The sequence below is a fragment of the Sphingobacterium sp. DR205 genome, assembly GCF_011064245.1.
GTDB lineage: Bacteria > Bacteroidota > Bacteroidia > Sphingobacteriales > Sphingobacteriaceae > Sphingobacterium > Sphingobacterium athyrii.
Map to the genome: position 1 here is coordinate 3,029,955 of NZ_CP049333.1, position 24,916 is coordinate 3,054,870.

General features: G+C 40.8%; 13 protein-coding genes. 4 read left to right on the forward strand and 9 right to left on the reverse strand.

Going from position 1 to position 24,916, the window contains the following annotated elements; translation table 11 throughout:
* Positions 1–19: 19 nt before the first annotated feature.
* The 4 genes from G6053_RS12780 to G6053_RS12795 all read right to left on the reverse strand — a co-directional run bounded on the left by G6053_RS12780 (position 20) and on the right by G6053_RS12795 (position 7,981).
* Positions 20–1,045 carry an aminotransferase class I/II-fold pyridoxal phosphate-dependent enzyme gene (locus tag G6053_RS12780; protein ID WP_165306673.1) on the reverse strand — a complete coding sequence of 342 codons (1,026 nt, stop codon included), beginning with the start codon at positions 1,043–1,045 and terminating at the stop codon, positions 20–22.
* A 254-nt stretch (positions 1,046–1,299) separates the two neighbouring features.
* Positions 1,300–3,351: a glycoside hydrolase family 16 protein gene (locus G6053_RS12785; RefSeq protein WP_165306674.1), complete on the reverse strand. Its 2,052-nt coding sequence runs from the start codon at positions 3,349–3,351 to the stop codon at positions 1,300–1,302.
* Positions 3,352–4,902 (reverse strand): RagB/SusD family nutrient uptake outer membrane protein, encoded by a 1,551-nt coding sequence (locus tag G6053_RS12790; RefSeq protein ID WP_165306675.1) that lies wholly within the window; start codon positions 4,900–4,902, stop codon positions 3,352–3,354.
* 25 nt (positions 4,903–4,927) lie between these two features.
* Positions 4,928–7,981, reverse strand: a complete 3,054-nt coding sequence (locus G6053_RS12795) for a TonB-dependent receptor (protein WP_165306676.1) — start codon at positions 7,979–7,981, stop codon at positions 4,928–4,930.
* A gap of 178 nt (positions 7,982–8,159) precedes the next feature.
* Between G6053_RS12795 and G6053_RS12800 the strand changes: the two genes are divergently transcribed.
* Entirely contained in the window at positions 8,160–11,054 is a 2,895-nt protein-coding gene (locus G6053_RS12800; protein WP_165306677.1) for a two-component regulator propeller domain-containing protein, read from the forward strand.
* Positions 11,055–11,538: 484 nt separating this feature from the next.
* Here the strand turns inward: G6053_RS12800 and G6053_RS12810 are convergent, their stop codons facing one another.
* Positions 11,539–12,198 carry an Imm19 family immunity protein gene (locus G6053_RS12810; protein ID WP_108631852.1) on the reverse strand — a complete coding sequence of 220 codons (660 nt, stop codon included), beginning with the start codon at positions 12,196–12,198 and terminating at the stop codon, positions 11,539–11,541.
* Between the two features lie 240 nt (positions 12,199–12,438).
* Here G6053_RS12810 and G6053_RS12815 point away from each other — a divergent pair, with 240 nt between their 5' ends.
* Entirely contained in the window at positions 12,439–13,494 is a 1,056-nt protein-coding gene (locus G6053_RS12815; RefSeq protein WP_165306679.1) for a carboxypeptidase-like regulatory domain-containing protein, read from the forward strand.
* 595 nt (positions 13,495–14,089) lie between these two features.
* On the opposite strand, the gene G6053_RS12820 is transcribed toward G6053_RS12815, so the two are convergent.
* Positions 14,090–14,605, reverse strand: coding sequence for a hypothetical protein (locus G6053_RS12820; RefSeq protein ID WP_108631849.1), 516 nt, complete (start codon positions 14,603–14,605; stop codon positions 14,090–14,092).
* A gap of 577 nt (positions 14,606–15,182) precedes the next feature.
* Here G6053_RS12820 and G6053_RS12825 point away from each other — a divergent pair.
* Positions 15,183–15,557: a hypothetical protein gene (locus G6053_RS12825; protein ID WP_165306680.1), complete on the forward strand. Its 375-nt coding sequence runs from the start codon at positions 15,183–15,185 to the stop codon at positions 15,555–15,557.
* 3 nt (positions 15,558–15,560) lie between these two features.
* On the opposite strand, the gene G6053_RS12830 is transcribed toward G6053_RS12825, so the two are convergent.
* A complete protein-coding gene (locus G6053_RS12830; protein WP_108631847.1) occupies positions 15,561–16,895 on the reverse strand; it encodes a GH1 family beta-glucosidase in 1,335 nt (444 codons plus the stop codon).
* 419 nt (positions 16,896–17,314) lie between these two features.
* Between G6053_RS12830 and G6053_RS12835 the strand changes: the two genes are divergently transcribed.
* Positions 17,315–23,164 carry an MG2 domain-containing protein gene (locus tag G6053_RS12835; RefSeq protein WP_165306681.1) on the forward strand — a complete coding sequence of 1,950 codons (5,850 nt, stop codon included), beginning with the start codon at positions 17,315–17,317 and terminating at the stop codon, positions 23,162–23,164.
* 119 nt (positions 23,165–23,283) lie between these two features.
* Here the strand turns inward: G6053_RS12835 and G6053_RS12840 are convergent, their stop codons facing one another.
* Together G6053_RS12840 and G6053_RS12845 are read right to left on the reverse strand one after the other, a co-directional pair.
* Positions 23,284–24,006 carry an SIMPL domain-containing protein gene (locus G6053_RS12840; protein ID WP_108631845.1) on the reverse strand — a complete coding sequence of 241 codons (723 nt, stop codon included), beginning with the start codon at positions 24,004–24,006 and terminating at the stop codon, positions 23,284–23,286.
* A 155-nt stretch (positions 24,007–24,161) separates the two neighbouring features.
* Complete coding sequence (locus tag G6053_RS12845) at positions 24,162–24,668, reverse strand: RNA polymerase sigma factor (RefSeq protein ID WP_108631844.1); 507 nt, start codon at positions 24,666–24,668, stop codon at positions 24,162–24,164.
* Positions 24,669–24,916: the final 248 nt, after the last annotated feature.

Here is a 24,916-nt window from a genome sequence, read left to right on the forward strand (position 1 = left end):
GAATTTTAGTCCTATGTTTTTATACCTCCTGTAAATCCTTGATAAAGGCCATGACTTTTTCCTCATCGGTTGCCCAGGAAGTGATGAGTCGGATGGCGGCATAATCCGCATCGATATTTTTCCAAATATAGAATTGATAATCTGCGCTTAAGCGGTCAATAACTTTTTTGGGTAGAATTGGGAACAGCTGATTTGTGGTGGACTGTGTTAGGAAAGTATAGCCTTTTTCGCGGACCGCCGTGGCAATACGCATCGCCAGTGTATTTGCTTTCCGTGCCAGATCGAAATACAGATCATCTTTAAAGAGTTCTAAAAACTGAATGGAAAGAATACGTCCTTTGGCCAACATGGCGCCTTTTTGCTTGATCGCATAATCAAAATCGATCGCCAATTCGGGTCTATTAAAGATAATGGCTTCACCTAAAAGCGCACCATTTTTAGTACCGCCAATATAAAAGACATCGGTATACCGGCTGATTGTTGCAAGTGTTAAGTCGTTATTTTCCGCGGTAAGTGCATGCCCCAGCCGTGCCCCGTCCATATAAAGTAACAGCTGGTGGGACTGACAGAATTGATACAGAGCTTTGATTTCATCATTGCCGTAAATTGTGCCAATTTCTGTTGAATTAGAAATATAGACGATGCGTGGCTTGACCACATGGGGAGCAAGTGCATATGATGCTAATACTTCAGCGATATCCTGGGGCCTTAATTTTCCATCTACTGTTTCAGTCGTAATCACTTTGTGCCCCGTGGCCTCGATGGCACCTGTTTCATTTGCCGCAATATGTCCTGTTTTTGCACTTATTACGGCCTCATGGACACGGAGGAGAAATGAGATAACCAACAAGTTCGTTTGGGTGCCTCCTGATACGAAATGGATTGTTGCGGCTGGATTATTCAATTTCTCTCTTAAAACTGCTTTTGCCTCTTGTGCATACTCGTCCTCTCCATATCCAAGTTGTTGTACCAGATTGGTTGCAATGAGTTTATCCAAAATGCGGGGATGGGCTCCTTCCGAATAGTCGTTTTTAAAATTGTACATAGTAAGTGTTTTAGCTCAGGGATCCTTTTAATATTTACAACAGCTATGGTTCTTTTTCTGATCTCTCGTCTCAAAAAATGGATGCCAGAAAAGCTGATCGCCGTTTGTGCATTCAAAAGTATAAATACTTCTTACTTTTTTCTGCTTTTGAACAAAAAATATCATGAAAGAAATCATTGTTAAAGCCGAAACCGCCTGCCGAGGTGATCTGACAAGCGGTTTCGGGTTTTAAAAGGGAGCGACCAAATGAAACTTTATTCTAATAAATTATAGACACGGACATAATCAATTTCAAATATTGCCGGAAATATTGTGTCGTCGATACCTTCTTTACCACCCCAGTTGCCTCCGACAGCCAAATTGATTAACCAATGGAAATTCTGGTCAAAGGGCCATTCTTTAAAACTCTTGTTTTCATTGTCAACGTGGAAAATCTCCTGTTCATCAACAAATCCTTTGATGTAGGCTGGAGTCCAGTCGATACGATATTTATGAAACCTGTCGGAAACGCCGGATACCTTTTTTTTACTTGTTTTCTGTGTGTTGATGCCATGATTGTATGCTTGGGTGTGTGTAGAAATATGAACCACATCCTGATCGTATCCAACATGTTCAAGTATATCTATTTCCCCTGAATTGGGCCAGTCACCATATTTCCAATTGGTGGGAAGCAGCCAGATAGCGGGCCAGGTGCCACGGCCTCGTGGTAGTTTTGCCCGGGCCTCAAATCTGCCGTAAGTGAAATCCCCCTTATTCTTACTTGTCAGACGTGCGGAAGTATAGGATTTACCGCCTTTATTTTCCTTTTTCGCCGTAATCTTCAGGACGCCATCCTGCACCAGGGAATTTGATCGTGAAGCTTCCATATAATATTGTAATTCATTGTTTCCCCAGCCGTCATAGAGGGAACCGATATCGTAGGACCATTTACTTTTATCCGGTAAGCCCGAGTAATTAAATTCATCAGACCATATCGGCACTGGCGAAAAGTGATAGGCTCTGCCGCTGGTCTTATTTAAAGTTGATCTCACATAAAAGGGGATATTTGCCGTCGCAACATTGTTATTTCCATCGCTTGCATATACAAACAACCGGTAGGCACCTTCTTTGGAAGGAGCAGTTAATGTACCCTTGTCATCCGCACTATTTTTGATAAATCCGGCTAGCGCCTGTGGCCGTTCTTCACGGTCACCACCTTCTTTAAGGTCAGTGCTCTCTTGGAGAAGTTCCCAGCGTATCCTTAATTTATCCCCGTCGGGATCCTGTACAAAGACTTTTACGGGATAGGTTTTACCAGATTCAAGATAGATGAAATCTTTTGCCTGCCTGTTGTCCAACAAAAAGGAATCCAGCTGTGGCGCCCGATTGTCTGGCCATTTGCCCGACCAGAGGTAATGCATCACATCGACAACCTCATTTTCTTCGCCAGCTTCGGTGAACAGTCCATACCAGGTCGGTGTACGTTCCTGCTTCTGTCCCCACAGAAAGACATAAGAGCCCAGACAGTTTTTGTCCTGACCGATGGAGGCTTCGTATCGGCTTTTGTAAACGGCTGCTTTCTCGTGGCTGGTTTCTTCAACCGATGCACCCCAAGGTGTTTGTAGGCCTTCCCAATGGCCCGTAGGGCCCCATTCTGTCACGATATAGGGTTTGTTCCAGCCTGTTTTTTGCAATTGTTCAGGTACTGAGGCAAGTCCGCCATACACCTGCACGGCAAGAAGGTCCAATGCCGGACATTTGCTTTTAATATAATCAATTTCCTTTTGATTTATACCGGCGAGCATGGTGGTAACCAAGTGATTGGGATCTAATTCATGGATCATTTTGGCAATGCCATTGACAGCATCCCAGACCTTGGGATTACTGTAATGCAAGTTGAGTTCATTGCCGATTCCCCACGCCAATAGGGCCGGATGATCTTTGTATTTCAGAATCACTGTACGCAGGTATTCTTTTTGTTCTGCAACCGCCACCGGGTCATTGTAATCGAAGCCATGCCGTTCTGTTTTCACGTCGAGACCCAGGGTTACCGTAAGTCCCAGCTGTTGTGCTTTATTTAGGATTTCATCTGCTTGGTAAGGGCTCCATGTGCGTATGGAGTTGCCTCCATACGCTTTTAATTGTTCCATATTGCTTGTTCCGCCCGCCCCTCTGATAAAGTAGGGCTGCCCGTTGCGCATGATTGTAAAGCCACCGTCGACCTTAGTAATTGTTGTTTTAACGGGTTTCCCTTGCTGCCCCCATCCGATGGGAAGGAAGAGAAGGTTGAGCAATAGAAAAGCGAGTAGTCTTCCTGCTGTCATCATTTATCGAAAGTTAGGATTTGCATCTATTTGAGTTTGTGGTATAGGGAGGAACTCGCTTACACCGGGAGTGAATTTTGCACCGAATACTTCTTTTGCCCGTCCTGTACGGACCAGGTCATTGAAACGCTCGCCCCACCATTCACAGGCAAATTCGGCGCGGCGTTCGTCCAAAATCTGGTTTAAAGTGACATTTGTAATTGCTGTTAGTTTGGCACGTTCACGGATCAGACGAAAAGGTTCATCACCATTTTGTCCCTTTCTGACTTTGGCCTCTGCATTTAATAAAAGTACATCCGCGTAACGTAGTATACGCACATTATTGTTCGCCCCATATTCCATTCGACCTGCTGTCATCTGTGATTTTGGAAGATAGGCCTTGCCGTTGAAATATTTGACACCGAATGGATTCCCATAGACAATATCGCCGCTTGGTGTTGTTGCCGTAGTTGCCGGGTTGCCGTTGATACCGCAGTATAAGATTGTCGTTTTTAGCCGTTCGGTTTCGCCTCTATTGGTTAAGAAATCAACGATATTCTGTGAAGGTGGGACCCAGCCGGCACCAGAAATAGGACTTCCTTTTTGATCACCTGAAGGACCTTGCCACTTGAAAAACGTTCCCCAATCAACACCGGGACGAACAATATCCCCGGTTCCTAATCCAAAATCGGAGTATTGCAGTTCAAAGATAGATTCATTGGACAGTTTTCCCGGAATTTTAAAAAGCTCATAGTAGTTGGGGTATAAGGAAAATTTGCCACTTGCGATAATTTTGTTTGTGGCATCGAGGACCTCGTTCCAATAGGTACTTCCGTTATCATTTCCCGCCAAATCTGCTGCGGCTTTCGCTTTTAAAAGAAGCGCGGAATATCGTGTTACCGCACCAACGTGCTTGGACTGATTAGGACGCGCATCTTCAAGATCCTCCGAACAGGCATTCATTTCATCAAGGATAAATTGGCGAACCTCTGCGGCTGTACTTTTATTGATTGTGGCCAGGCGACCGATATTATCGCTGTCAATTAAAATAGGTACATTTCCAAACAGACGTGATGCCATGAGATGGGCGTATGCCCTTAGAAATCTGACTTCGGCCTTGTATTGTTTATTGAGTTTGATGTCAGCTGAATTAGATGCGGGGATTTTTGCGGCGAAGTTATCCAGTTCGATCAATGCATTGTTTGCTGCAATAACAAGGCTGTAATAACTGATCCAAGATTGATTTAATCCCCAATACGATTGAATTGTGACGTCATTTTGGAAATTTTTGATACCCATTAATTCGGGGTTGTCATTCGGATTCGGTGCAGCCTGTTGGTAATCGTCATCGCGCATACAACGAATGGAAAGGTCAATCCAGTGCACCAGATTATCATCTGAAGCCGAACGATATACACCGGAAACAGGACCATACATTAAAGCCGTATTGCTGTAATCAATCTCCTCAGAACGCTGCTGGTTTTCTAAGGGCTTGTCCAAAAATTTACTACAGCTCGATAGGCCGAAAGAAATGCCTAAACAGCTTGCAATCAGGATATATTTAAAAGTTTTCATGCAGTTTAAATTAAAGGGTTAATAGTTAGAACGATACTTTGACACCTAGACTATACGTAGAGGCGATCGGATACACATTGGCATCGAATCCCATTCCGGATATTTCTGGCGTAAATCCATTGTATTTGGTGAAAATAAAAGGCCGGTCGGCTGTTGCAAATACACGTACCGGTATTTTGTTCAGATCAAAGTTATAGCCCAATTGTATGTTCTGTATCCGTAGATAGGCTCCACTTTCAACAAAAAAGGAACTGGCTTGAAGATTCCAGGATGCAACGGAACCTTTTGCGGAGGGATGTGTATTACTACTTCCTTCTCCGGTCCATAGGTTTTCGATGAATGCGGCATCTGCGTTCATCTGATTATATTTTCGGCGCATCGCGCGATTAAGATTATGGATCTTGTTGCCGGCTACACCCTGAAAAGCAACACTTAAATCAAATTTTTTATAATCAAATGCTAAGTTAAATCCATAAGTAATGGTCGGAAGGTAATTGCCCAGGTTGACGCGGTCTTTTTCATCAAGTTCACCATTGTTGTTCTGATCCTTGTACTGAAGATATCCGGGTAAAATCGGTGTATTTGGATTTTGTTGGTTGTATTTTTTTGCGATAGGATCCGTATCAATCTGAGCCTGGTTTTGGTAGACCCCTGCGACTTCATAGCCATAATAGAAGTTGATGGGCTGATTAAGCTCTATACGTGCCGGGAATTCCGCTGACCATTCCGGATAACCATTCATGATATTTTCCAGTCCGCCAAGATTCTTTACCCGATTTTTGAGTGTGGTCAGGTTTCCGCCTATTGCATACCCGAAGTCACCGACCTTGTCTTTCCATTGCAAACCAATCTCCCAGCCACTGTTTGTCACACTGCCCCAGTTGCCATAGACACGATCCCAAGAAAAGGGGATGGGCCGGCTAAAGGCAAGATCATTTGTCGTGCGGTGGTAATAATCTACTGACCCTGTCAAACGGTTGTTCAACATAGCAAAATCCAGACCGCCATCCCATTCTTCAACAACTTCCCAGCGGACTTGGGTAAAAAAGCGGCCGACGCGGTATCCGGGAACTCGGATGCCATTTGTTGCTCCTTCGCTGCCAAATATACCCGAGTAGTTGTTGCCGGAATAGATCGTTGCATAACCTGCATTGGGCTGGATACCATCGTTCCCCAATTTACCCCAACTTCCACGGAGCTTTAACTGATTGAAGAGCTTTTGGTTTTCCATAAACTTTTCGCGTGTCAATACCCAGCCCAGACCAACTGATGGAAAATAACCCCATTTCGTTTGGTATTTTGAACTTCCGTCCGCGCGGAATGTTGCAGTCAGCAAATACTTGTTGTCATAGTCATAAGTACCTCTGGTAAAGTACGATATTCCTGCATTTCGAGATCCTTTTTCGCCATAACCAGTGGCTGAACTAGTACCTTGGGCATCTACGCCGACATACCAAAACTCCTCGGATGCAGGTACATCATTGGCTTGGACCCAGGTTTCGCGCCAGCGTTCCTCACGTGAAGACTGGCCTAATAGCAGGGACCAGTGATGCTTACCTGCCTGATCTTTATACGTTAGGAGGTTATCCAAAATATAATTGGTATTACGAGCCTGTGCTGACCGTAAAAAGGAGCGGTCATTGCGCTGATCATTGTCAATATAATAGACCGGATTATAATTTATATTGTGTGTGGACTGATACCTTTGGCTGAGCTGCGAACGAAAAGTGATCTTATCCTTCCACAATGTTGCTTCCAGATAGATGGTAGGCAGGATCTGGAAACCCTTTGTTTGGTTTGTATTGTAAAAGGCTGTTGCGATGGGATTGTTGTACCAAAAGCCAGATTGCATGCCGATTGCAGTACTCGAGCCGAATTTCTCTGGTTTGGCGAGTTCCAGGGAAGGATCATAGACAGGATAGAGCGGAGAGGCGAAATAAGCTTGTCTAAAAGCAGCATTATTCGGTGAGTAGGTTTTGAAGTTATTGAAATGCGCGCTAAAACCCGCCTTTAACCAGTCTGTTACTTTGGCATCCGCCTGCATGCGGATATTGTATTTTTGGTTCATATTGCTGGCATCCATAATTCCATCCTGTTTGACGTAATTAAGTCCCATGGAATAGGTGATTTTATCGGATCCGCCCATGATGTCGAGGTTATGGTTGGTGATCAGGGCTTTGGAGCGCAGGAGTTCGTTGAACCAATCGGTGTCCATCGCAGGATTAGTCTCGGTCCCGCCAAACTTTTGCACCGAACTTTTTACGAAGGCTTCATTACCAATGGCTGTCGCATAGGCTGCATATTGCTGTGCATTGGCCATTTTGAGGACATTTGTAGGTGTTTGGAAACCAGCGAAACCATTATATGTAATTTTTGATTTCATATTTAGGTTTCCTTTTTTTGTGGTTACCAGAATGACACCATTTGCGGCACGTACCCCATAAATTGCAGCACCAGAAGCGTCCTTTAAAACAGAGATGTCAGCGATATCATTTGGATTCAGAAAGTCAATGTTGTCCATGAACATTCCATCCACAACATACAGCGGAGTTTCATTGTTAAAGGAACCCACCCCACGGACACGAACGGAGGGTGATGAGCCCGGTGCTCCCGAACTTACGATTTGCACACCCGCAACTGTACCTTGTAGCGCATCCATTGGATTGGAGACGGTACGTTTGACCATTTCTTCCATATTTACTGTGCCAATAGGGGCAGTTAGGTCGCCCTTGCGTTGCGTACCGTAACCCACGACAACCACTTCATCGAGATTGAAATCTCCTTTTTGTTTGAGTTGAATAGTTAACGTAGTTCCGTTTACTGGTACTATTTTCGTTTCATATCCCAGTGATGAGATGATGACATCATTAAAGTTGGCGGGAATGGCGAGTGTAAATTCCCCGTTTTCATTGCTACTTGTACCTATTTTGGAGTTCCCCCGTACAACGATACTGGCGACAACAGGATTACCCTGCTCGTTTGTAATCCGCCCACTGATTGTTCTGCTCTGTGCACTTACCATATTCGTTAGGCAGGAGAACAGCACAGTACCGGCAATAATACTGATATTATTTTTCATGTGTAATGAATTGAAATTTAGGAATTGTTTATAATTATCAAGAGTCAAAATTAGCCTTACAGATATGATAAATGAATTTTAAAGGTACTACAACACTACTTCATGTTGGGTTTTTCAGCTATAATTCAATATATTTGGGGTACGTCAAGTTTACGTCAGCCAATTGAAGGGAATTATTATGAAGTGTTTTGCCATCCTTTTTTTTATCCTATTTTCTGCTTTTTCAAATGCATTACTTGCTCAGGATTTGCTTGGCTTGCCTTTGGTCTACAATTATAGTAAATCCATATACCAAGGAGGGAGCCGTACCTGGGATATCAAACAGGATAGTCATGGCATCATGTACTTTGGTAACAGCGAAGGGCTGCTGACCTTTGACGGACGATACTGGAAAACATTTTCCCTGCCCAATCACACCAATATCCGTTCGATCTGGATTGATGCCGACGATCGAATTTATGTTGGTGGACAAGGTGACTTTGGGTATTTTGAACGCTCACCGCAATCGGGTTTAGTCTATCGGTCATTGCAGGATTTAGTTCCCGAAAAATACTGGAACTTTGCAGACATCTGGAATACGGTTGGTGTAGGACAATCGGTCTTTTTTAGGGGGACCAATGTGATATTTGAATTAAAGGGACAAAAGATTCAAGTACACCCGGCGGCTGTAGAATGGTATTATATGGGGCAATCAGGGGGGATGCTCTATGCTCAGGATAAGAAGAATGGCTTGCTGGAGTTTCGTGATAATAAATGGACTCCCTATCTAAAAGATTTGCCTTTTAAGAATGTGAAAATCGCTTCATTGATGCCTTTTGGCAAAAATCGTATGCTGTTGTCAACCTTAAATAACGAAACATATGCGTTATTAAACATGAAATTGACACGATTGAATGCACAAGATGGCGATGGTAGTTACACACCGTCCTTAGCGAAAATCGATGATTCAACCTTTGTTGTCGGCAATGCAAAAGAAGGTTGCCACATACGCAACTTAGCTGGAAATACCATACAACGGATCGGTGTCCGCGAAGGTCTGCAAAATAAGAATGTCACCGCCGTCTTCGTGGACCGACAAAAGAATATATGGATCGGTACGGATAATGTGATTTCTGTGATAAGTTATGGAAGTGCCATTCGGTATCTCAGACCCAATATGGAGAATGATGTGACCGGATATTCTGCCCTGATCTTTAATCATACACTCTATCTCTCTTCCTCGAATGGTGTATATTATGCGGGTATAAAAAACGGTCTGCTTGATCAAAGCCGCTCACCGTCAGTATTCTCCCTTCTTCAGGGGAGCGACGGCGGAGAGGCATGGCGCCTTGAACAGCTTAATGGCCAATTGCTGCTTGGACACAATAAAGGGTTATTTCAGATCCTGGGACATTCCATCAGACCATTAAGCCGGGGGATTGGAACGTGGAAATTGCTTCCGCTAAATATGGTTTATCCGATTGAAGAGACCTTGGTCGGAACCTATCAGGGATTGGAGCTATTGCATTTTCATAATGGCGTTTTCTCTTCCAGAGGCCCGCTCAATGGGCCCTCGGATTCTTTTCGGTTTCTTGAACAGGATGAACATGGAACAATATGGGCTTCTCATCCCTACAGAGGGATCTATCGCATAACACTTTCACAGGATAGAAAGTCATATCAGGCTCAACTCTACACGCAAAAACAGGGACTCCCCGCGGATTATCAGAATTATGTGTTTAAAATAAAAAATCAGGTGGTCTTTGCGACCGAAAAAGGGCTTTACAATTATGACTATGCTAGGAAGCGATTTGTGCCAAGCAAGCAATTTGCTGCCTTTAAAGATCTGACCATACGCTATCTAAGGGATGACCAAGATGGGAATGTCTGGTTTTGCACAAAAAAAACGGTCGGTCTGGGGCAATTTGATTCAAAAAAGGAAACTTATCATCTGATTAATTTTCCAGAAATAGAAGGCATGAATACCTCCGGCTTTGAACATATCTATAGTTTTGATCGAAATAATATCTATGTAGGAGCAGAAAAAGGAGCGCTTCATATCAATTATGATAAATACCTGAAACAAAGTGTAAAACCTGTCGTTATACTATCGCGAATCGTGGCAACAGGGAAGGGTGATAGCCTTATTTTTGGCGGTTTTTTTTCAAATGCTTCAAAACGGGGACAAGCGTCTGCAAAGGATAGTGTCCTACAGTTGCCCGCTGTTTTCAATTCTTTCCGATTTAGCTTCTCCTCACCAAGTTATGGCATACATCAACATCTTGAGTTTAGTTATAAACTGTCGGGATATGACGAGAATTGGTCTTCTTGGACCCAGCAGTCAGAAAAGTCATACACCAATTTGCAGAATGGTCAATATACGTTCTTAGTGAAGGTACGGAATAACCTCAACCAGGAATCCAATGTGGAGGAATATAGCTTTGTGGTGCTGCCGCCTTGGTATAAAACGGTATGGGCAAAAGCGTTCTATTTTTTGCTCTGTATGCTTGGCGTATTGGGGCTGATTCGTTTTCGGAAAATCGAACAGCGCAAACAACAACGGAAATACGAACAACAATTGGCGCAACTGCGCTATATCCATCAGCTGGAAATCGAGAAAAATGAAAAGGAAATTGTGAAGCTGAATAATGAGAAGTTAGCGCACGAAGTGATGGCAAAGACTAAAGAACTGGCAAGTACAAGTATGCAGTTGCTTGAAAATTCGGGGGCATTAATTAAAGTACGGGATGAACTATCTAAGCTCGATACGGGGGAGGATGAGGATTCAAACCTAAGGCGTATCAACAACCTATTGAAAGACATTGAAAAAAATAGTGCCAATTGGAATCAATTTGCTAGTCATTTTGATGAGCTTAATGATGGTTTTTTGAATAAATTAAAGGAAAAACATCCCGGATTGTCCCGTAATGACTTGAAAGTATGTGCTTATCTGAAGCTACATTTCACATCAAAACAAATCGCACAATTGCAGAATATTACCGTTAGGGGAGTAGAAATCCATCGGTATAGATTGCGCAAAAAGTTACAGGTTGAAACAGAGCTGTCATTAAACGACTACCTGAATGCTATTTAAAATTAAGTGGGATGCTATTATCATAAAGTGTAATTTTCATCGCACCAGAGCGAGGTATTTTTCACTTTTTAGGGGCTGAATGAATAGATCGGTCCAATAGAAGAGCAAAAAAAGCACCGGCGATATAAGCGAGCAGATCAGACCAGAGAAAACCTTGGCCAAATAGTAGCCGCAGAAGCGGATGGCTGCGGACACTGATCAATAACGGATGTTGTACCAGTCGTAAAAACTCGATTGTGAAACAAAATACAAGGGTACTTACAAAACAAAAGTTGAACGATCGATGGAAAAAAATAAACCTGCATAACCAGTAGGTCATCACGGCATATAAACTATCCCCAACATAGAGAGGGATAACCGTTATTTTGCGGGAAAGTAATCCCATAACTATTGTAATGATTATTAACGCCAAATAGTGGCCTCTGGTGAAGTTCATTATTGTGGGACTAAGTAATTTCTTTTTTTGTATAGCTATTTTTCGCGACTAATTCTCCTGGACAAACTGTTTTAATATCCTATTCAATACGGTGAAATCTTCTTTTCCAGCTGGATATTGATTTATATTTCTAACACTATGATTTTGATCATTGATGAAACCTAGTGCATCATGCTGTATAAATCCGTTTGTCATAACTAATCCATTCGTTATACAGCTCGCAATGTATAGAGCATGATCCGCAAAAACTGGAATAGCGGTCAAATGTTTGGCTACTAAGGTAAGGGTCTCCTGTTTCTGCTCGGCTGTAATACCCAGCATAGGCATAAATAACAAGAAGAGAAGCGGATAGCGTGCAAAAGATTTTAGTTCATCCAAGGTAAAAAACCAGGCCTCAAAATGACCGCCTAGATTACCGATGTAGTTATCATTGAGAAAGAAAACAATTGCATTTGAACGGAATTGGATATGAATGGACAATTCTTCTGTCAGGTCTTCAGTGATATATCGAAGTACTTCATCATCTGTTTTAGGAGGGAAGAAAAATTGTTCCCAATTTGCAAAATCTTCCGTATCAATTTGCATAACCTCCAGTGCTTCATCAATATTTAATTCGTTTTCAGCATCGTAACCACGGAACCAACATAAATAATAATACCAAAAGAATACGTTTCCTTCAAGCTCCTCTATTGAAATGCGTTTATCCATAATAGACCACTAGATTTATGGCTAAATATAAAGAGAAGTTTATAGAGAATGATGATATAGGGCAAAAAAACACTTATAAAAAGTAGCTAGTAGACTATATTTGCTATAATGGATTATCGTTCTAGACTATATTTTAACGATTTTTGGCATTTTATTGTAATGAGTATTTTATATTTTAGGGTAATCATTTGAATTATGCCAAAAATATTATTTCTGTTAAGCTTTTTTTTTAGTTGCAACATGCTATTTGCTCAAATCCGCATCATTGATAGTCTGAGTGGTGAACCTGTGCCCTCAGTGAACATTTACACTGAAGACGGTACATTATTGGGCGTGGCAGATACGAAAGGGGAGATCGCACTGGATTCGCTCCGGAAAAATGCAAATTCGGTACTTATATTACAGCATATTTCCTATAATAATTATCAGGAAACAATTGGTTCGTTACGTAAAGAGAAGCTGGTTAAATTGATCCCCCGAAGTATTAAAATAGATGAGATCGCTATTGCGGATAAGAGCAAATATGATTATCTGATTTTAAAGGGTTATTTTAGAAATACAACTTTTTTTAACAAGCGAGCACGTTATTTTTACGATGGTATTATTGCGTATTATATTCCATTGAAAGATAAAAAAGGAAAGGTCTACCATCGGGTTTTGGATTATCGGATTTATGAGGACTCCCTCACAACTAGGAATTTTAAGGAAGTAATGGGCAATTTTTGGAGCTGGAATCCACATGTGATGCGGATGAAAGCACAGTCTGTGGTCAATGATCTCCCGTCCAAATTTGTGCTGGTTCAGGACAAGGAAAAGAAATTAATCAGAACGGGTAATCTGAATACAGGATATATACAAAAGACAACGCGTGGTGACGTGCAGGTCTATTTTGATATCATTCCACCCAATAGCCAAAAGGAAGTCAGTTTCTTCAAGCTTAAAGGCCAACAATACACAGGCGTGACGATGGAAAATTATACAGAGACCAATCTTGATAAGCCCGAGCCAAGTAAATTGGTCAGTAAGGTGATGATGAACGTAGGGGCTATTAAAAGAGGACGTAAATCAGAATTTGTCCCTTTTGACTTTTTGAGTGAATTTTATACACAGGAACGTAAATTCATTACCAAAGAGGAATTCAAGTCCGTAAAGAAAGAGCTGACGTCAGGTATTTGGCTGGATTTGAAAAGTAGGTATGCCAATAAATTTTGGCTGGACAACCCTAAATTTGGCATCCCACAGTTGAATCCGTTTATTGAGAAAAAGTTTGGTAAGGAGCTGCTCGAACTGAAGTAAGTTAGCGAGCTGATATTGCTCGATTTGAATCACCTGTTCCTAATTATAATGGTATCATTATGATTGTAACACAAATGGGCCGATAGATCGAGCTTTTTCAAGCCTTCTGCTAGATCTCTTTGGATTTTTTTATAATGGCCTTTTGTAATATCCAGTTCAAGCGCAGTAGAAAGCATCTTTATTCGATTCCCGTGTTCATCCAATGGATAGATGAAGAACAATCGCGCCCTACCAGCGTATTTTTTTGAAAACATCCGTTGAGTGAAGGTATCGTAGGTCGGGCCTATGACAAATTCGTGATCAGCATAATGAAATGATTGAGGTTGTTGAAAGTTTTGACGGAGTTCCAGGCGATCTGTATAAATCGTTAATTTGGTGGCGAATCTTTCGTAAAGGCAATAGCAAAAAAAGAGGAAACAAAATAACGCGAATCCAATTAAAGGCCAAGAAAAATAATCAGCGAAAAATAGGAGATAACAAAGCCCGCCGCAGATGATTAAGGGGCTTATCATATAAAAAGTCCATTGATTATTGGGATAGTATACCTTCATATCTCGATTATATCCGGGGTAACTCAACAATGTGCTAGCGCCATCTATTTTCTTGTGTAGGATATCGTTTCAACTGGATTGCCAAAAACCTTCTTCTGACCCTTTTGCTGTAAAAAGATTTCATATTGTGCGATTTCAGCGGCGATCTTGTAAATGACCTGTGTGTCGTGTTGCGGGTGGATCTTTGCAAGCAACTGTGCCTGCTGTCCAAAAATCTGAAGCTGATTTACCAGTGAATGGTTTATTTTCATTTCATAAATATCATTTAAGTGGATATCTAGAGCTGTTTTTTTATGTTGTTTGATGATCATATGCTGGCGATCGATAAGTACTTCTATTTTTGGATTGATGATCTGCAATAGCATAACAAATGGACCTATTACAATGATAGCAACCAAAAAGCCAAGTCCTTTGGCTGATCCGAAATTATTGACAGCGTCGGCCATTCCATTGATTCCGCCATAGATGATACTGAAAATGATAAAAACAATAAACAGATAGGCAAATCCAAAGATTAAGCCTTTCTTAACGTTGTGTGATTTAAACTGAAAAGTCTTCATAAGGCGAATTTAGATATGTTATGTTCCTATTCAATATTCATTAATTGGATAAAGATATTTATATTTATCCAATTAATGATATAGACATGCATGAGAAAGTACGCTTTCTTGTTAACGTACCCACACTTGAAAAATAGTATTCAGATTGAGCGAAAGAATTTAGGCAAAAAAGGGGATTATGCCACGGCGATTATGTTCGGCGTTATTTCTCTGTTGGGGATCTTTTCAATTTTCTGGGATTGGAAATCGAGTTTAGCACCTGTGGTTTGTGTGATTATAACCTATTTTCTGAACCGTAAGATAATAATCTTGGAACATTTGAAATGGTTTTTCGTTGGTTTGATTCTTGTGGGGCTACTCTTGTCTTGGGGGATACAGTTGTCCTTGTGGATGTTCATCTTACAGTTTCTGGCATTAACTTGTATCCTGGGTGTGATAAGCTCGGTAAAGAAGCTCGGGGGGGGATCGTCGCGATGTTATTTTTTCATTGAATGCGGACAACTTTTCGTGTCTCTGTCCCGGGAGCAATGATTACAAAGGCTATGCACTTAACCCCATGGGGTATAAAAAATACTTTATGACGAAAGATATTGATTCCATTCAGCAGGACAGAAATGGATTGCTCATTGTTGTAAAAGGGGAGGTTTTGCGGCCACGGGAATTATCGGCATCTGAAGTAGCACAAATTTTAGCCTATTTCAATGCCAATCACGTTGAATTAATAGCGGCTATTCCTGCACAACATATTTACCGTGAAGAAGGGGAGCTGGCATGGGTTAAGATTTTGGTTTTTGGTATTCCATGTGCATTAGGTGGCCTTTCAATTTACTTCTTGGGCGATAATGGACGAAATATAGCCGTCAGCGCAATCAGCATTTTGCTGGCCATCTTATTGGTACCTTTGCTATTGAAATTTGTCAATATATGGAAACGGGGCTCACTAAATAAGTAATGTTTATTTTAAGAAATTAGCATACCAATGTCCTGATGATTTTATGATGCGTTGCTGGTTTTGAAAATCGACATAAACCAAACCGAATCTTGGGCGATATCCTTCGGCCCATTCAAAGTTGTCTAAAAAGGTCCAGACAAAATAGCCCTTCACATTTATCCCTTCTTCTTTTGCCTTATGGACATTTTGTATTGCTTCCTGTAGATAATCCACTCTTTTGGGGTCATGCACCTGTCCGTTTTCCATTCGATCTTGAAAAGCTGCACCATTTTCAGTGACAATGAGGGGCGGCATATTGGGGTAGCTGCTGAATTTCTTTAACATATGATAAATGGAGCTAGGATATACTTCCCAGTTCATTTCGGTCATTTCGACTTTACGTTCCTTGGCTGTTACGATTTTGGCCCGGAGGTAAGGAACAAAAATGGCATGACGAATCATCTCACGGGTATAGTTTTGAATACCAATGAAGTCCATGTCAAATTTTAATTCTTTCTCGTCGCCCGGTTTCATGTATTTTTCAATTCGATTGAGAATTTTGATTTCCTGCGTTGGATAGCCCATACCCAGTAGCGGTTCAATAAACAATCTGTTGAGCAATACATCAGCTTTTTTTGCCGCAATAACGTCTTTTTCTCTTGAAGTGAATGGCTCCACGTGGGAACAGGAAAAAGTGGTTCCTACCAGGCTGTCTGGTTGTAAGGATTTTATAATTCTGGCACCATGAGCCTGTGCTAATGCGGCATGATGGGCGGCAGAAAGAAAGTTGCCCAAACCTTTTCTTTCCGGAGCGTGCACACCAAAGAAGTAACCGGCAGCTGTAAATACGGTGGGCTCATTGAGTACCATCCAGTTTTTGACGCGATCTCCATAACGTGCCACACAGGTGCCAACAAATTCGCCGAACCATTCCTTGACATCACGGTTTACCCAACCACCTTTTTTTTCAAGGGCATGTGGGAGATCCCAGTGATATAAAGTAACCCAAGGCTTGATTCCCAATTCCAATGAAAGATCGATCAGCCGATCATAGAAATCCATGCCTAATGGATTGGATCGCCCGATTCCATCCGGTAAGATGCGGCTCCAGGATAGGGAAAATCGATAATTTGGAATATGCATTTCCTGCATTAAAGCAAGGTCCTGTATGTAGCGATTGTAGAAATCACAGGCCTGATCGCCATGTTGATTCTGAAATATACGGTTTCTCTTTTTTACAAAGATATCCCAGATGGAGGGACCTTTGCCCTGATGATCATGTGCCCCTTCGATTTGATAGGCAGCGGTAGACACGCCCCATATAAAATCTTTGCCAAAGGCATCTTTGGTTAAACGCATTTATTGAAATATAGTTGCCAGTAATATCGACCGACCTGAATATGAATTAATTTTTATGGAATCTTAGTGGTGAATAGAATGAACTGAACCGACCTAAAAAGATTCGAAATATAATCCTTTGGAAAAAATAGTTGATCGTTTTCATAACTGATACATTAAAGTGTTGACTCCATTAATTATCCTATTATAAAGGAACGAAACTGATATTAACTGGATATGAATTATTTATTAAATATATAAAAAAATATTGATTAATCATCTAGTGGTACCTAACAATCAAACTGTACAGTACCAGCCTTTCCTCAGCATGTGTGCCCTCGGGGAGAAAGTATTTTTTTAAACAGTTATGGAATATGCTAATTTATGGCATCCTTTCGAAAAAAAAAAGGATATTTAATAAATATTTAGCGTCATATTTTATGAAAAAATACATTTGGTTATTGTTGATATGTATCCCGGTCTTGGGATTTTCACAGGAGCTTGGTTCACACAAGCAGTTGGCAAAGTGGAACGAAGTCGAAAGGCTTATTTCCATAAAAAACTATACGCAGACCTTACCCTTATTAGCCGATATCAAAGCCGAAGCCAGACGCTCCAAAGATCATGCTGAATGGATGCGGGCATTTTTGGCGGAGAGCAAAGTATTGGAGGTAAACCAATCCGAGGATTCTTCTTTTCTGCGTATTCAGAATCATTTTGACGACAATATCCGGACAGCTGAAAAGGTAGAAAAAGCGGTCCTTCAAAATTTTTATGCAAGCTATCTATTTTCCAATATCAACCAATATGCAAGTAAAAGCCAGAACAAATTTGTGGCAAAAGACGCAAAAGGTAAAATACAGATGATTGATTCTATTTTTCGCCTGTCAATTTCGGATGCAAACGGATTAAGTACCCAACCCATAACACGCTGGAAAGGTCTGTTTGTCGAAACCCGGAACCTCAGTTTGAATCCTACATTGTACCATTTTCTAAGCTACCAGTACCTGAATTTTTTGAATACATTAAAGGATGTCGACAGGGCTAATAAGGATAAACTTAAAGAGAGATTGCTAACGATCAGTACCGAAAATAATTATCTGGATGCGCGTAGCTATATCATGTCCAAAGATTGGAAATGGAATCATATCGAAGAAAGAGTTGACGAGTACCTGAAAAATATAGCAAGTAATAAAAGTGACTATAACGCTTTTTTATTGTATCAGATAGCGACGGCTTTCAATGATATCGGAAAGAAGCCTACGGCAGTTACCTATCTTGAAAAAGCCTTAAAAGAGTACCCAAAATCGCCATGGATTTCGAATGCGGTTAATTTAATGAAGGAAATAAAAAAGGTTTCCATTACCCTAAATTACAAGAAAACGGCACCGACTGACGAATACGTACCGGTCCAAATCTACCACACAAATGTAGATAGCCTTTATATCAGGGTGTATAATACAAGCCTGATGCCTAAGCGTTCAAAGAACTATACGGTAAAATATGATTCTCTCAGTTATCGGACGACTCTAGATGCGGCGCTGGTCTATGAGGAACAAGTGCCATTGAAAGAGTTTGGTGATTATACGACGCACAATACAATTTATAAAATTAACCCCCTTAAAGCAGGTACTTATACCATTTTGGTCGGGAATAATAAGTTGTTTCAGGATAATGGGCAGGAGCAGGATGTCGCTGTATCTCAGCTTATCATTTCAGATGTCTTTATGCCGGGAAATATAGCTGTAAAATCTACCGATGAGTTTATCTATTCGGGTTTGTTATTGAACAGAAAAACCGGAGCACCCTATGCCAATCAAAGCGCATCGTTATACCAGCTTGTAGACAATGCTCTTCCTAAATTGATCGCACAATTGAAGACCAATGCTGTTGGCGAATTCAGTTTTAAGTCGAGCTACTCGCCCAAAAATGAAGGTTACCTAAGCAATCATGCATTGTTGCTATCTGGGGAAAAAACATTAATTCCTTTGGATAATGAAAATCAAGTCTATTACCAAAACAACTTACGCCAATCCGCCGAAAGCAATAACAAGCGGAATATGCGTGCACTCAGCTTGTTGGATAGGGCAATCTATCGACCGGGGCAAATCATTTATTTTAAAACAATTCTTTACGATGATCATGTACAGCAGGGCAAGGTTTTAGAAAAGCAAAGTGTTAAGATCTATCTGCAGGATGCCAATCGCCAGAAAATCGACTCGATCAACTTGACAACGAATCTGTTTGGATCTGCCAACGCAAGTTTCCAGTTGCCGTCAAAGGCACTGAATGGAAGTTATAGCCTTTTGGTATTTTATGACTCAAAACAGCTTGATCAACACTATTTCCGGGTCGAAGAATATAAGCGACCGACATTTGAAGTAATTTTTGAGCCAAATAAATTGACTTATACAGCAAAAGATACTGCGGTATTTGTTGGCAAAGCAGAGAGTTTGGCTGGCGTATCGCTAGTCGGTGCCACAGTCAAGTATAAAGTATCATTTTATCATGCGAAGGAAGAAAAGAATATTGTTTATAGCGATTCGACAACAACAGTTGATGAAAAAGGAAATTTTTCCATTCGGGTACCCTTGATGGATAGCCAGTTTGCCGGACTGAAAGACTATGTATTGACATATCAGGCTGAGGTGGTTAATCAGACAGGGGAGATGCAATCGGTTTCCGCTAGTTATGTTTATTCGTCCCGTCCATGGCAGCTGCAGATCCAGGTTCCTGCTCTTATGGAAGAAAAGAAATGGCGCGATATTACGATCTTAAAACAAAATCAAAATGGTTTTCCAATGAAATTCGGCGGAAAGGTCACGATTTATAAGTTGGAAGATGCCAGCATTCCTTTGACAGCGGAATACCGGGAACGTTTTGGAAGCGCAGAATATCACCTGCTTTCAAAAGAGCTATATAGTAAGTATTTTCCACTTTATTTTGATTCGGTCTCGCTCCAAAAAGAAGAGAAAAAGACCAAGATAGCCAGTTATGATTTTGATAACGCGGATACGAGTAAGATCATTTTGGACTCATTAAAATTCAATTGGGGAAGATACGAGATCGAAGCCATCAGCATACAGGAAGGTGATACCGTACGCGCGGTCGGCTATACGAATTTATACCGGTCGAAAGATCGCAAAATAAATGAGCAGGAGTTTTTCACTTACCGGTTGGACAAAGACAAATATAAGATCGGTGATCGGGTCACCATCATGTTGCAGACTGATGTGAAAAATGCAAGAAAACTGTTGTTAATGCGGGAAAGAAATTCGCAAAAATTAGATACAAAAGTCTTGAATTGGAAAAATGGTCGTATTGACTATCAATTTGTATTGGATGAAAAAGATGCCACCGGCCAATTGCAGCTGAATGCACTTTTTGTTGTCAATAATCAATTGACACTATCACCAATTATGATTCCTATTTTTCAACAGAATAAGGAATTAACGATTCAAACCAAGACATTTCGGGATAAAATAATGCCCGGTCAAAAAGAAAAATGGAGCTTTATGGTAAAACAGGAGGATAAAACAATAGCGACAGAAGTGTTGGCAACGATGTATGACGCCTCCTTGGACGCATTTGCCCGTAATGCTTTCGGTTCTTTTCAGTTGCGTTATCCTTATTATCCAAGGACCAATTATTACTACATCAACAATGCTTTTAGACAACAGATCAGTTCGAGAGACATGTTTATCTCTTATTACTACGGTCCCAATGCCGATAATCAACGGGATCAGATTTATGACTATGGTTTGTTATCGAACCGCGGGGGCTATAGGGGAAGCGTTCTGGAGCGGGACGACTCCTTGTATGAAGTAATAGATAACCAAGCGTACATGTCAACCGGGAGTATGTACGACGAGTTGCGGGACCCCGCGCTGCGGGCTGAAGTTGGCACAATACGCATCCGCGGTGCTGCCCGTGCAACAAAGCAGTCTCGGCCTTTACCCGCTTCCGCGTTGTTGAATGAACCGCCAGTTATGGGGATTACAGTAAATGAGGAACTTGCCGAATTTGGAATGGGTGCTATTGAAATGGATGCCGCTGCAGATAATCAGTTCAAGCAGATTAAAGCCCGAACCAATCTTCAGGAAACCGCTTTCTTCTATCCCAATTTATATACCGATGAAGCGGGGAATATCAGTTTCGAATTTGACAGTCCCGAAGCATTGACAAAATGGAAATTGTTACTTTTTGCACATACACAGGAACTGGCATCAGCTGGAGGTACCTATTTTACGCAAACACAAAAACAGCTGATGGTGCGCCCGAATATTCCACGCTATTTTAGAACCAATGACCAGATAACGATCAAGGCACAAATTCAAAACCTGACTAAGGAGCGCATCCAGGGAAATACGAAAATAGAACTTATTGATCCACGAAATAATCAGGTCGTTTCGGCAGCTTTTCGCGTTGATTCCGTGCTAAAAAACTTTAGTGTGGCAGCATCCAATAACACAACCGTGGAATGGACTTTGCAAATCCCCGCTGAATATCCAACAATACAGATTCGCATCCTTGCGGCTGGCAATGAGTTTTCTGACGGTGAAATTATTGAAATTCCCGTATTACCAAATAAAATTCTGATTGCTGATTCCGAGAAAATTATCCTAAAAGCAGGAGAATCCAAAACATATACGTTAAAAGGAAATACTAAGGATAACCTCATGGGAAGAGTGCAAGTGCAAAGCAATCCTATACTGGAAATACTTGCGGCACTTGACTATTTGAAAAACTATCCCTACGAATGTAATGAACAATTGAGCAGCAAGTGGTTTGGTCTCAAGATGGCGCAATACATACAGCTACATTATCCTGCAGTGACAGACTATTTCAAAAAATTGGATGCCGGATCAAAAAAAGGACGATTAGAAGAGAATAGCAGTTTAGATGAATTCAAAATGGAAGAAATGCCCTGGCTACGGGATATGCAGGGAGATAAGGAACGGTTGAAAGCAATTGCAGCGTTTTTTAATGCTGATATACAATCGGAAATCAGTACCGTTGAACAGAAGATAAAAAATAATCAATCTAAAGATGGTTCGTTTGCCTGGTTTGACGGGGGGCAAGCCAATACCGAAATTAGCATCCGTATGCTGGAAATTATCGGGAAGGTACTCTATTTGGACAGAACCTTAATCAACAGTGATATGCGTGACCTTGCAGTAAAGCTTACACAATACCTTGATCGCGATCCGGCCATATTTTCGTCGAAAGCCAGTGTTGATGCCGGGATAGACTATTTATTTGCGCGACGATATTGGACTGAATTCCATCCTTTCCCGCAAGATTCACTCCGATCCGTGCAGCGCAAATTGCTTAATTCTTCCTTAAGCAGTGCCGGTCGAAATGCGGGACTGGCGGCTAAAGCATGGATTGTTAACCAGCTTTTTGGACAAGGTAAACAAAGTATGGAAATCAAAAACAGACTTGATCAAGAAGCTATTGTCGATGCACAAAAGGGGATGTACTGGAAAAGTAATTTGAATCAATACAATAAGATCAGTTTACAATCTTATCTCGTCGAAGCTTACAAACTAAATAACCCGGCGAAGCTTAAGCAAGTTACTCAATGGATCTATTATAACAAACAGGTCAATCATTGGTATAGCACCTGGATGACAGTTGATGCCGTATATGCGCTATTATTAGCGGACAATCCGAAGGATTTTGTTACTGGCAACACCGTGCGTGTTTTGATCAATAGGGAAGAGACTGACCTAAGTAACAATGTTCTGGGAGAAGTCAGTAAGCAATTTGATCAAGCGGAACTGCAAACTGATAAGGCTATTCAAATACAAAACCACAATGACAGAGTTATTTCTGGAAGTATTGTCCATCAGTATTTTGCTGATCTTGATCAGGTAAAATCCAGTACAAATGCGCTTTCGGTTCAGAAAGTATATCTGGTGGAGCGAAAAGGGGAATGGGTAGAATCCAAGGAGGCCAAATTGGGCGAACGGATCAAAGTTAGGATTACAGTGATCAATGATGAGCCCATTCAATATGTTCATCTAAAAGATAGCCGCCCAGCTGGTGTAGAGCCTGTGTATAGCCCTTCTGGATACCAATGGCGTAAGGGGTATTACTTTAGTTTGAAAGATGCTTCGACAAATTACTTTATGGATCGCCTGCCAAAGGGGAAATCCACCTATGAGTATGAGGTTAAAGCCAACAATCCGGGCATATTTAATTCGGGAATCACTACGATAGGATGTATGTACGATCCCGCTATTCATGCGCGTAGTGTAAATACCGTATTGACCATTATTCCTTAATTGCAGTTGAACTAAAAGATCTGCTTCCGACTTATTCGAAAGCAGATCTTTTTACGCTATCATTGGTCACTGATTTCAAAAGACATGCCCGTGTTCAATCGTATTTTGCGGTGGGTAAGCTATTTTATTTCAAATTCGGTATATATTGTCCTTTTAAATTCAAGGACCTCTGGAGCTATCTTAAAACCCTCGCCACCATAAGCTTTATTAAATGTTTCCAAGGCCATTCCTGTTCTATACCCTGTCGACTCATTCGACGCACTACCATCATTTGATAAAAAAAGCAATTTTCCAATCTTTACATCTGCTCGTGAAGCCAACTTTTGGGCTGATTTTAGTGCATCGTCATACGCGATGAGATCGGCTTCCCGAAGAATACTATCGGCTTTTGAATGGTCAAATGAAATGGAACCAATTCCACTGATTTTTGTTTCGAGTAATCTACCCGTTAATTCCGTGAATTTGGATAGATCGTGTAAAACAAAATCGATGGTCTGTTGCGCTTGATAACCGACAAATTTATTTGTATTTCCGATAAATTGATAGTCCTTGTTTGCCGAAACACTACTTGTTTTGATGTCCTCCTTTTTATTCCCATATTTTCCAAGTATGGCGATGACACTGTCAACAGTATTTTGTGTTTCCCGTACGGCATCTACCATCCGCGGTTTTGTAAATGCTGTATTGATGGTAAGTGTAACTTGATCAGGCATTATTCTAATCTTTCCCTCACCGCTGACCCTTATCCGGTCTCTATTGTCACTGGAAGCAGATTGGCAGGATATCATCAATAATAAACCACTACTGACGACTAGCGATAATAACTTTATTTTATGTCTCATATTGTAACGACTATTAAGCTGGATTTTATAAGTAACTATTCTAATATACTAAATATTGGTGACAGAACCTGCGGGACTGAGCAGTATAAAACAAAAAAATATATAAAAAAAGCAGACACGATAATTGCGTCTGCTTTCTTTAAAAGTTGCTGTTTTTAATAAATACTTTTAGCATAAGTTTTTAGTTGCTTCTGTAAAGACTTTCGAGCCATATGGATACGTGTTTTTACCGTTCCTTCCGGGATTTGCAAGTGCTCCGCAATTTCATAATATTTAAAGCCTTCTAAAAATAATGCAAAAGCATTGTAATAATCTTTTGGTAATTTATTGAGCGCATGCTGTATGTCTGATGCCACAAAGTTATTTTCACCACGATTTGTTGTGATCTCATTTATATAACCTGTACTTATGTATTCGTTGCGGTAATTTTCCAACCGTTTATTGCGTGTATACTGATTAATATACGTATTCTTCATAATAATATATAACCAGGACATAAGCTTTGGGTGTTTTAAAAACTTTTCTATGGAAGATAGTGATCTAACCATAGTTTCCTGCACTAAATCTTCTCTTTCATCTGGATCGCTTGTAAATTGCGCTGCCAAATATTTTAATGTAGGTCTCTTTTCCTTAAACAGTTGATCAATTGTTGTATTTTCCATATTATCAATTTTAAGTGTTTATTAGTGCCTAGACTACTGCAATTAGGGTGCTAGAAAAAATAGGTAAAAATTGTTTTTTTTAAATTTAAATTCGAGATATGTAATTTTGTTTCTGATTTAATCTATTGTTTTACAGTGTTTTATTTTCGTTCTGTTGCTGAAGGCTGCTCTCGGAGTTAAGGATAAATTAAGGTGTTTTTTACTTTGACAACAAGTGTTTTCCTTGTGAAGTTCCATCCTTTATCCCG

Bases quoted from the DNA above. Each gene is read 5' to 3' on its own strand.
- G6053_RS12800 (WP_165306677.1), top strand. From the start codon at position 8,160: ATGAAGTGTTTTGCCATCCTTTTTTTTATCCTATTTTCTGCTTTTTCA.
- G6053_RS12845 (WP_108631844.1), bottom strand. From the start codon at position 24,668: ATGGAAAATACAACAATTGATCAACTGTTTAAGGAAAAGAGACCTACA.
- G6053_RS12830 (WP_108631847.1), bottom strand. From the start codon at position 16,895: ATGCGTTTAACCAAAGATGCCTTTGGCAAAGATTTTATATGGGGCGTG.
- G6053_RS12820 (WP_108631849.1), bottom strand. From the start codon at position 14,605: ATGAAGACTTTTCAGTTTAAATCACACAACGTTAAGAAAGGCTTAATC.
- G6053_RS12835 (WP_165306681.1), top strand. From the start codon at position 17,315: ATGAAAAAATACATTTGGTTATTGTTGATATGTATCCCGGTCTTGGGA.
- G6053_RS12840 (WP_108631845.1), bottom strand. From the start codon at position 24,006: ATGAGACATAAAATAAAGTTATTATCGCTAGTCGTCAGTAGTGGTTTA.
- G6053_RS12795 (WP_165306676.1), bottom strand. From the start codon at position 7,981: ATGAAAAATAATATCAGTATTATTGCCGGTACTGTGCTGTTCTCCTGC.
- G6053_RS12815 (WP_165306679.1), top strand. From the start codon at position 12,439: ATGCTATTTGCTCAAATCCGCATCATTGATAGTCTGAGTGGTGAACCT.
- G6053_RS12785 (WP_165306674.1), bottom strand. From the start codon at position 3,351: ATGATGACAGCAGGAAGACTACTCGCTTTTCTATTGCTCAACCTTCTC.
- G6053_RS12825 (WP_165306680.1), top strand. From the start codon at position 15,183: ATGACGAAAGATATTGATTCCATTCAGCAGGACAGAAATGGATTGCTC.
- G6053_RS12810 (WP_108631852.1), bottom strand. From the start codon at position 12,198: ATGGATAAACGCATTTCAATAGAGGAGCTTGAAGGAAACGTATTCTTT.
- G6053_RS12790 (WP_165306675.1), bottom strand. From the start codon at position 4,902: ATGAAAACTTTTAAATATATCCTGATTGCAAGCTGTTTAGGCATTTCT.
- G6053_RS12780 (WP_165306673.1), bottom strand. From the start codon at position 1,045: ATGTACAATTTTAAAAACGACTATTCGGAAGGAGCCCATCCCCGCATT.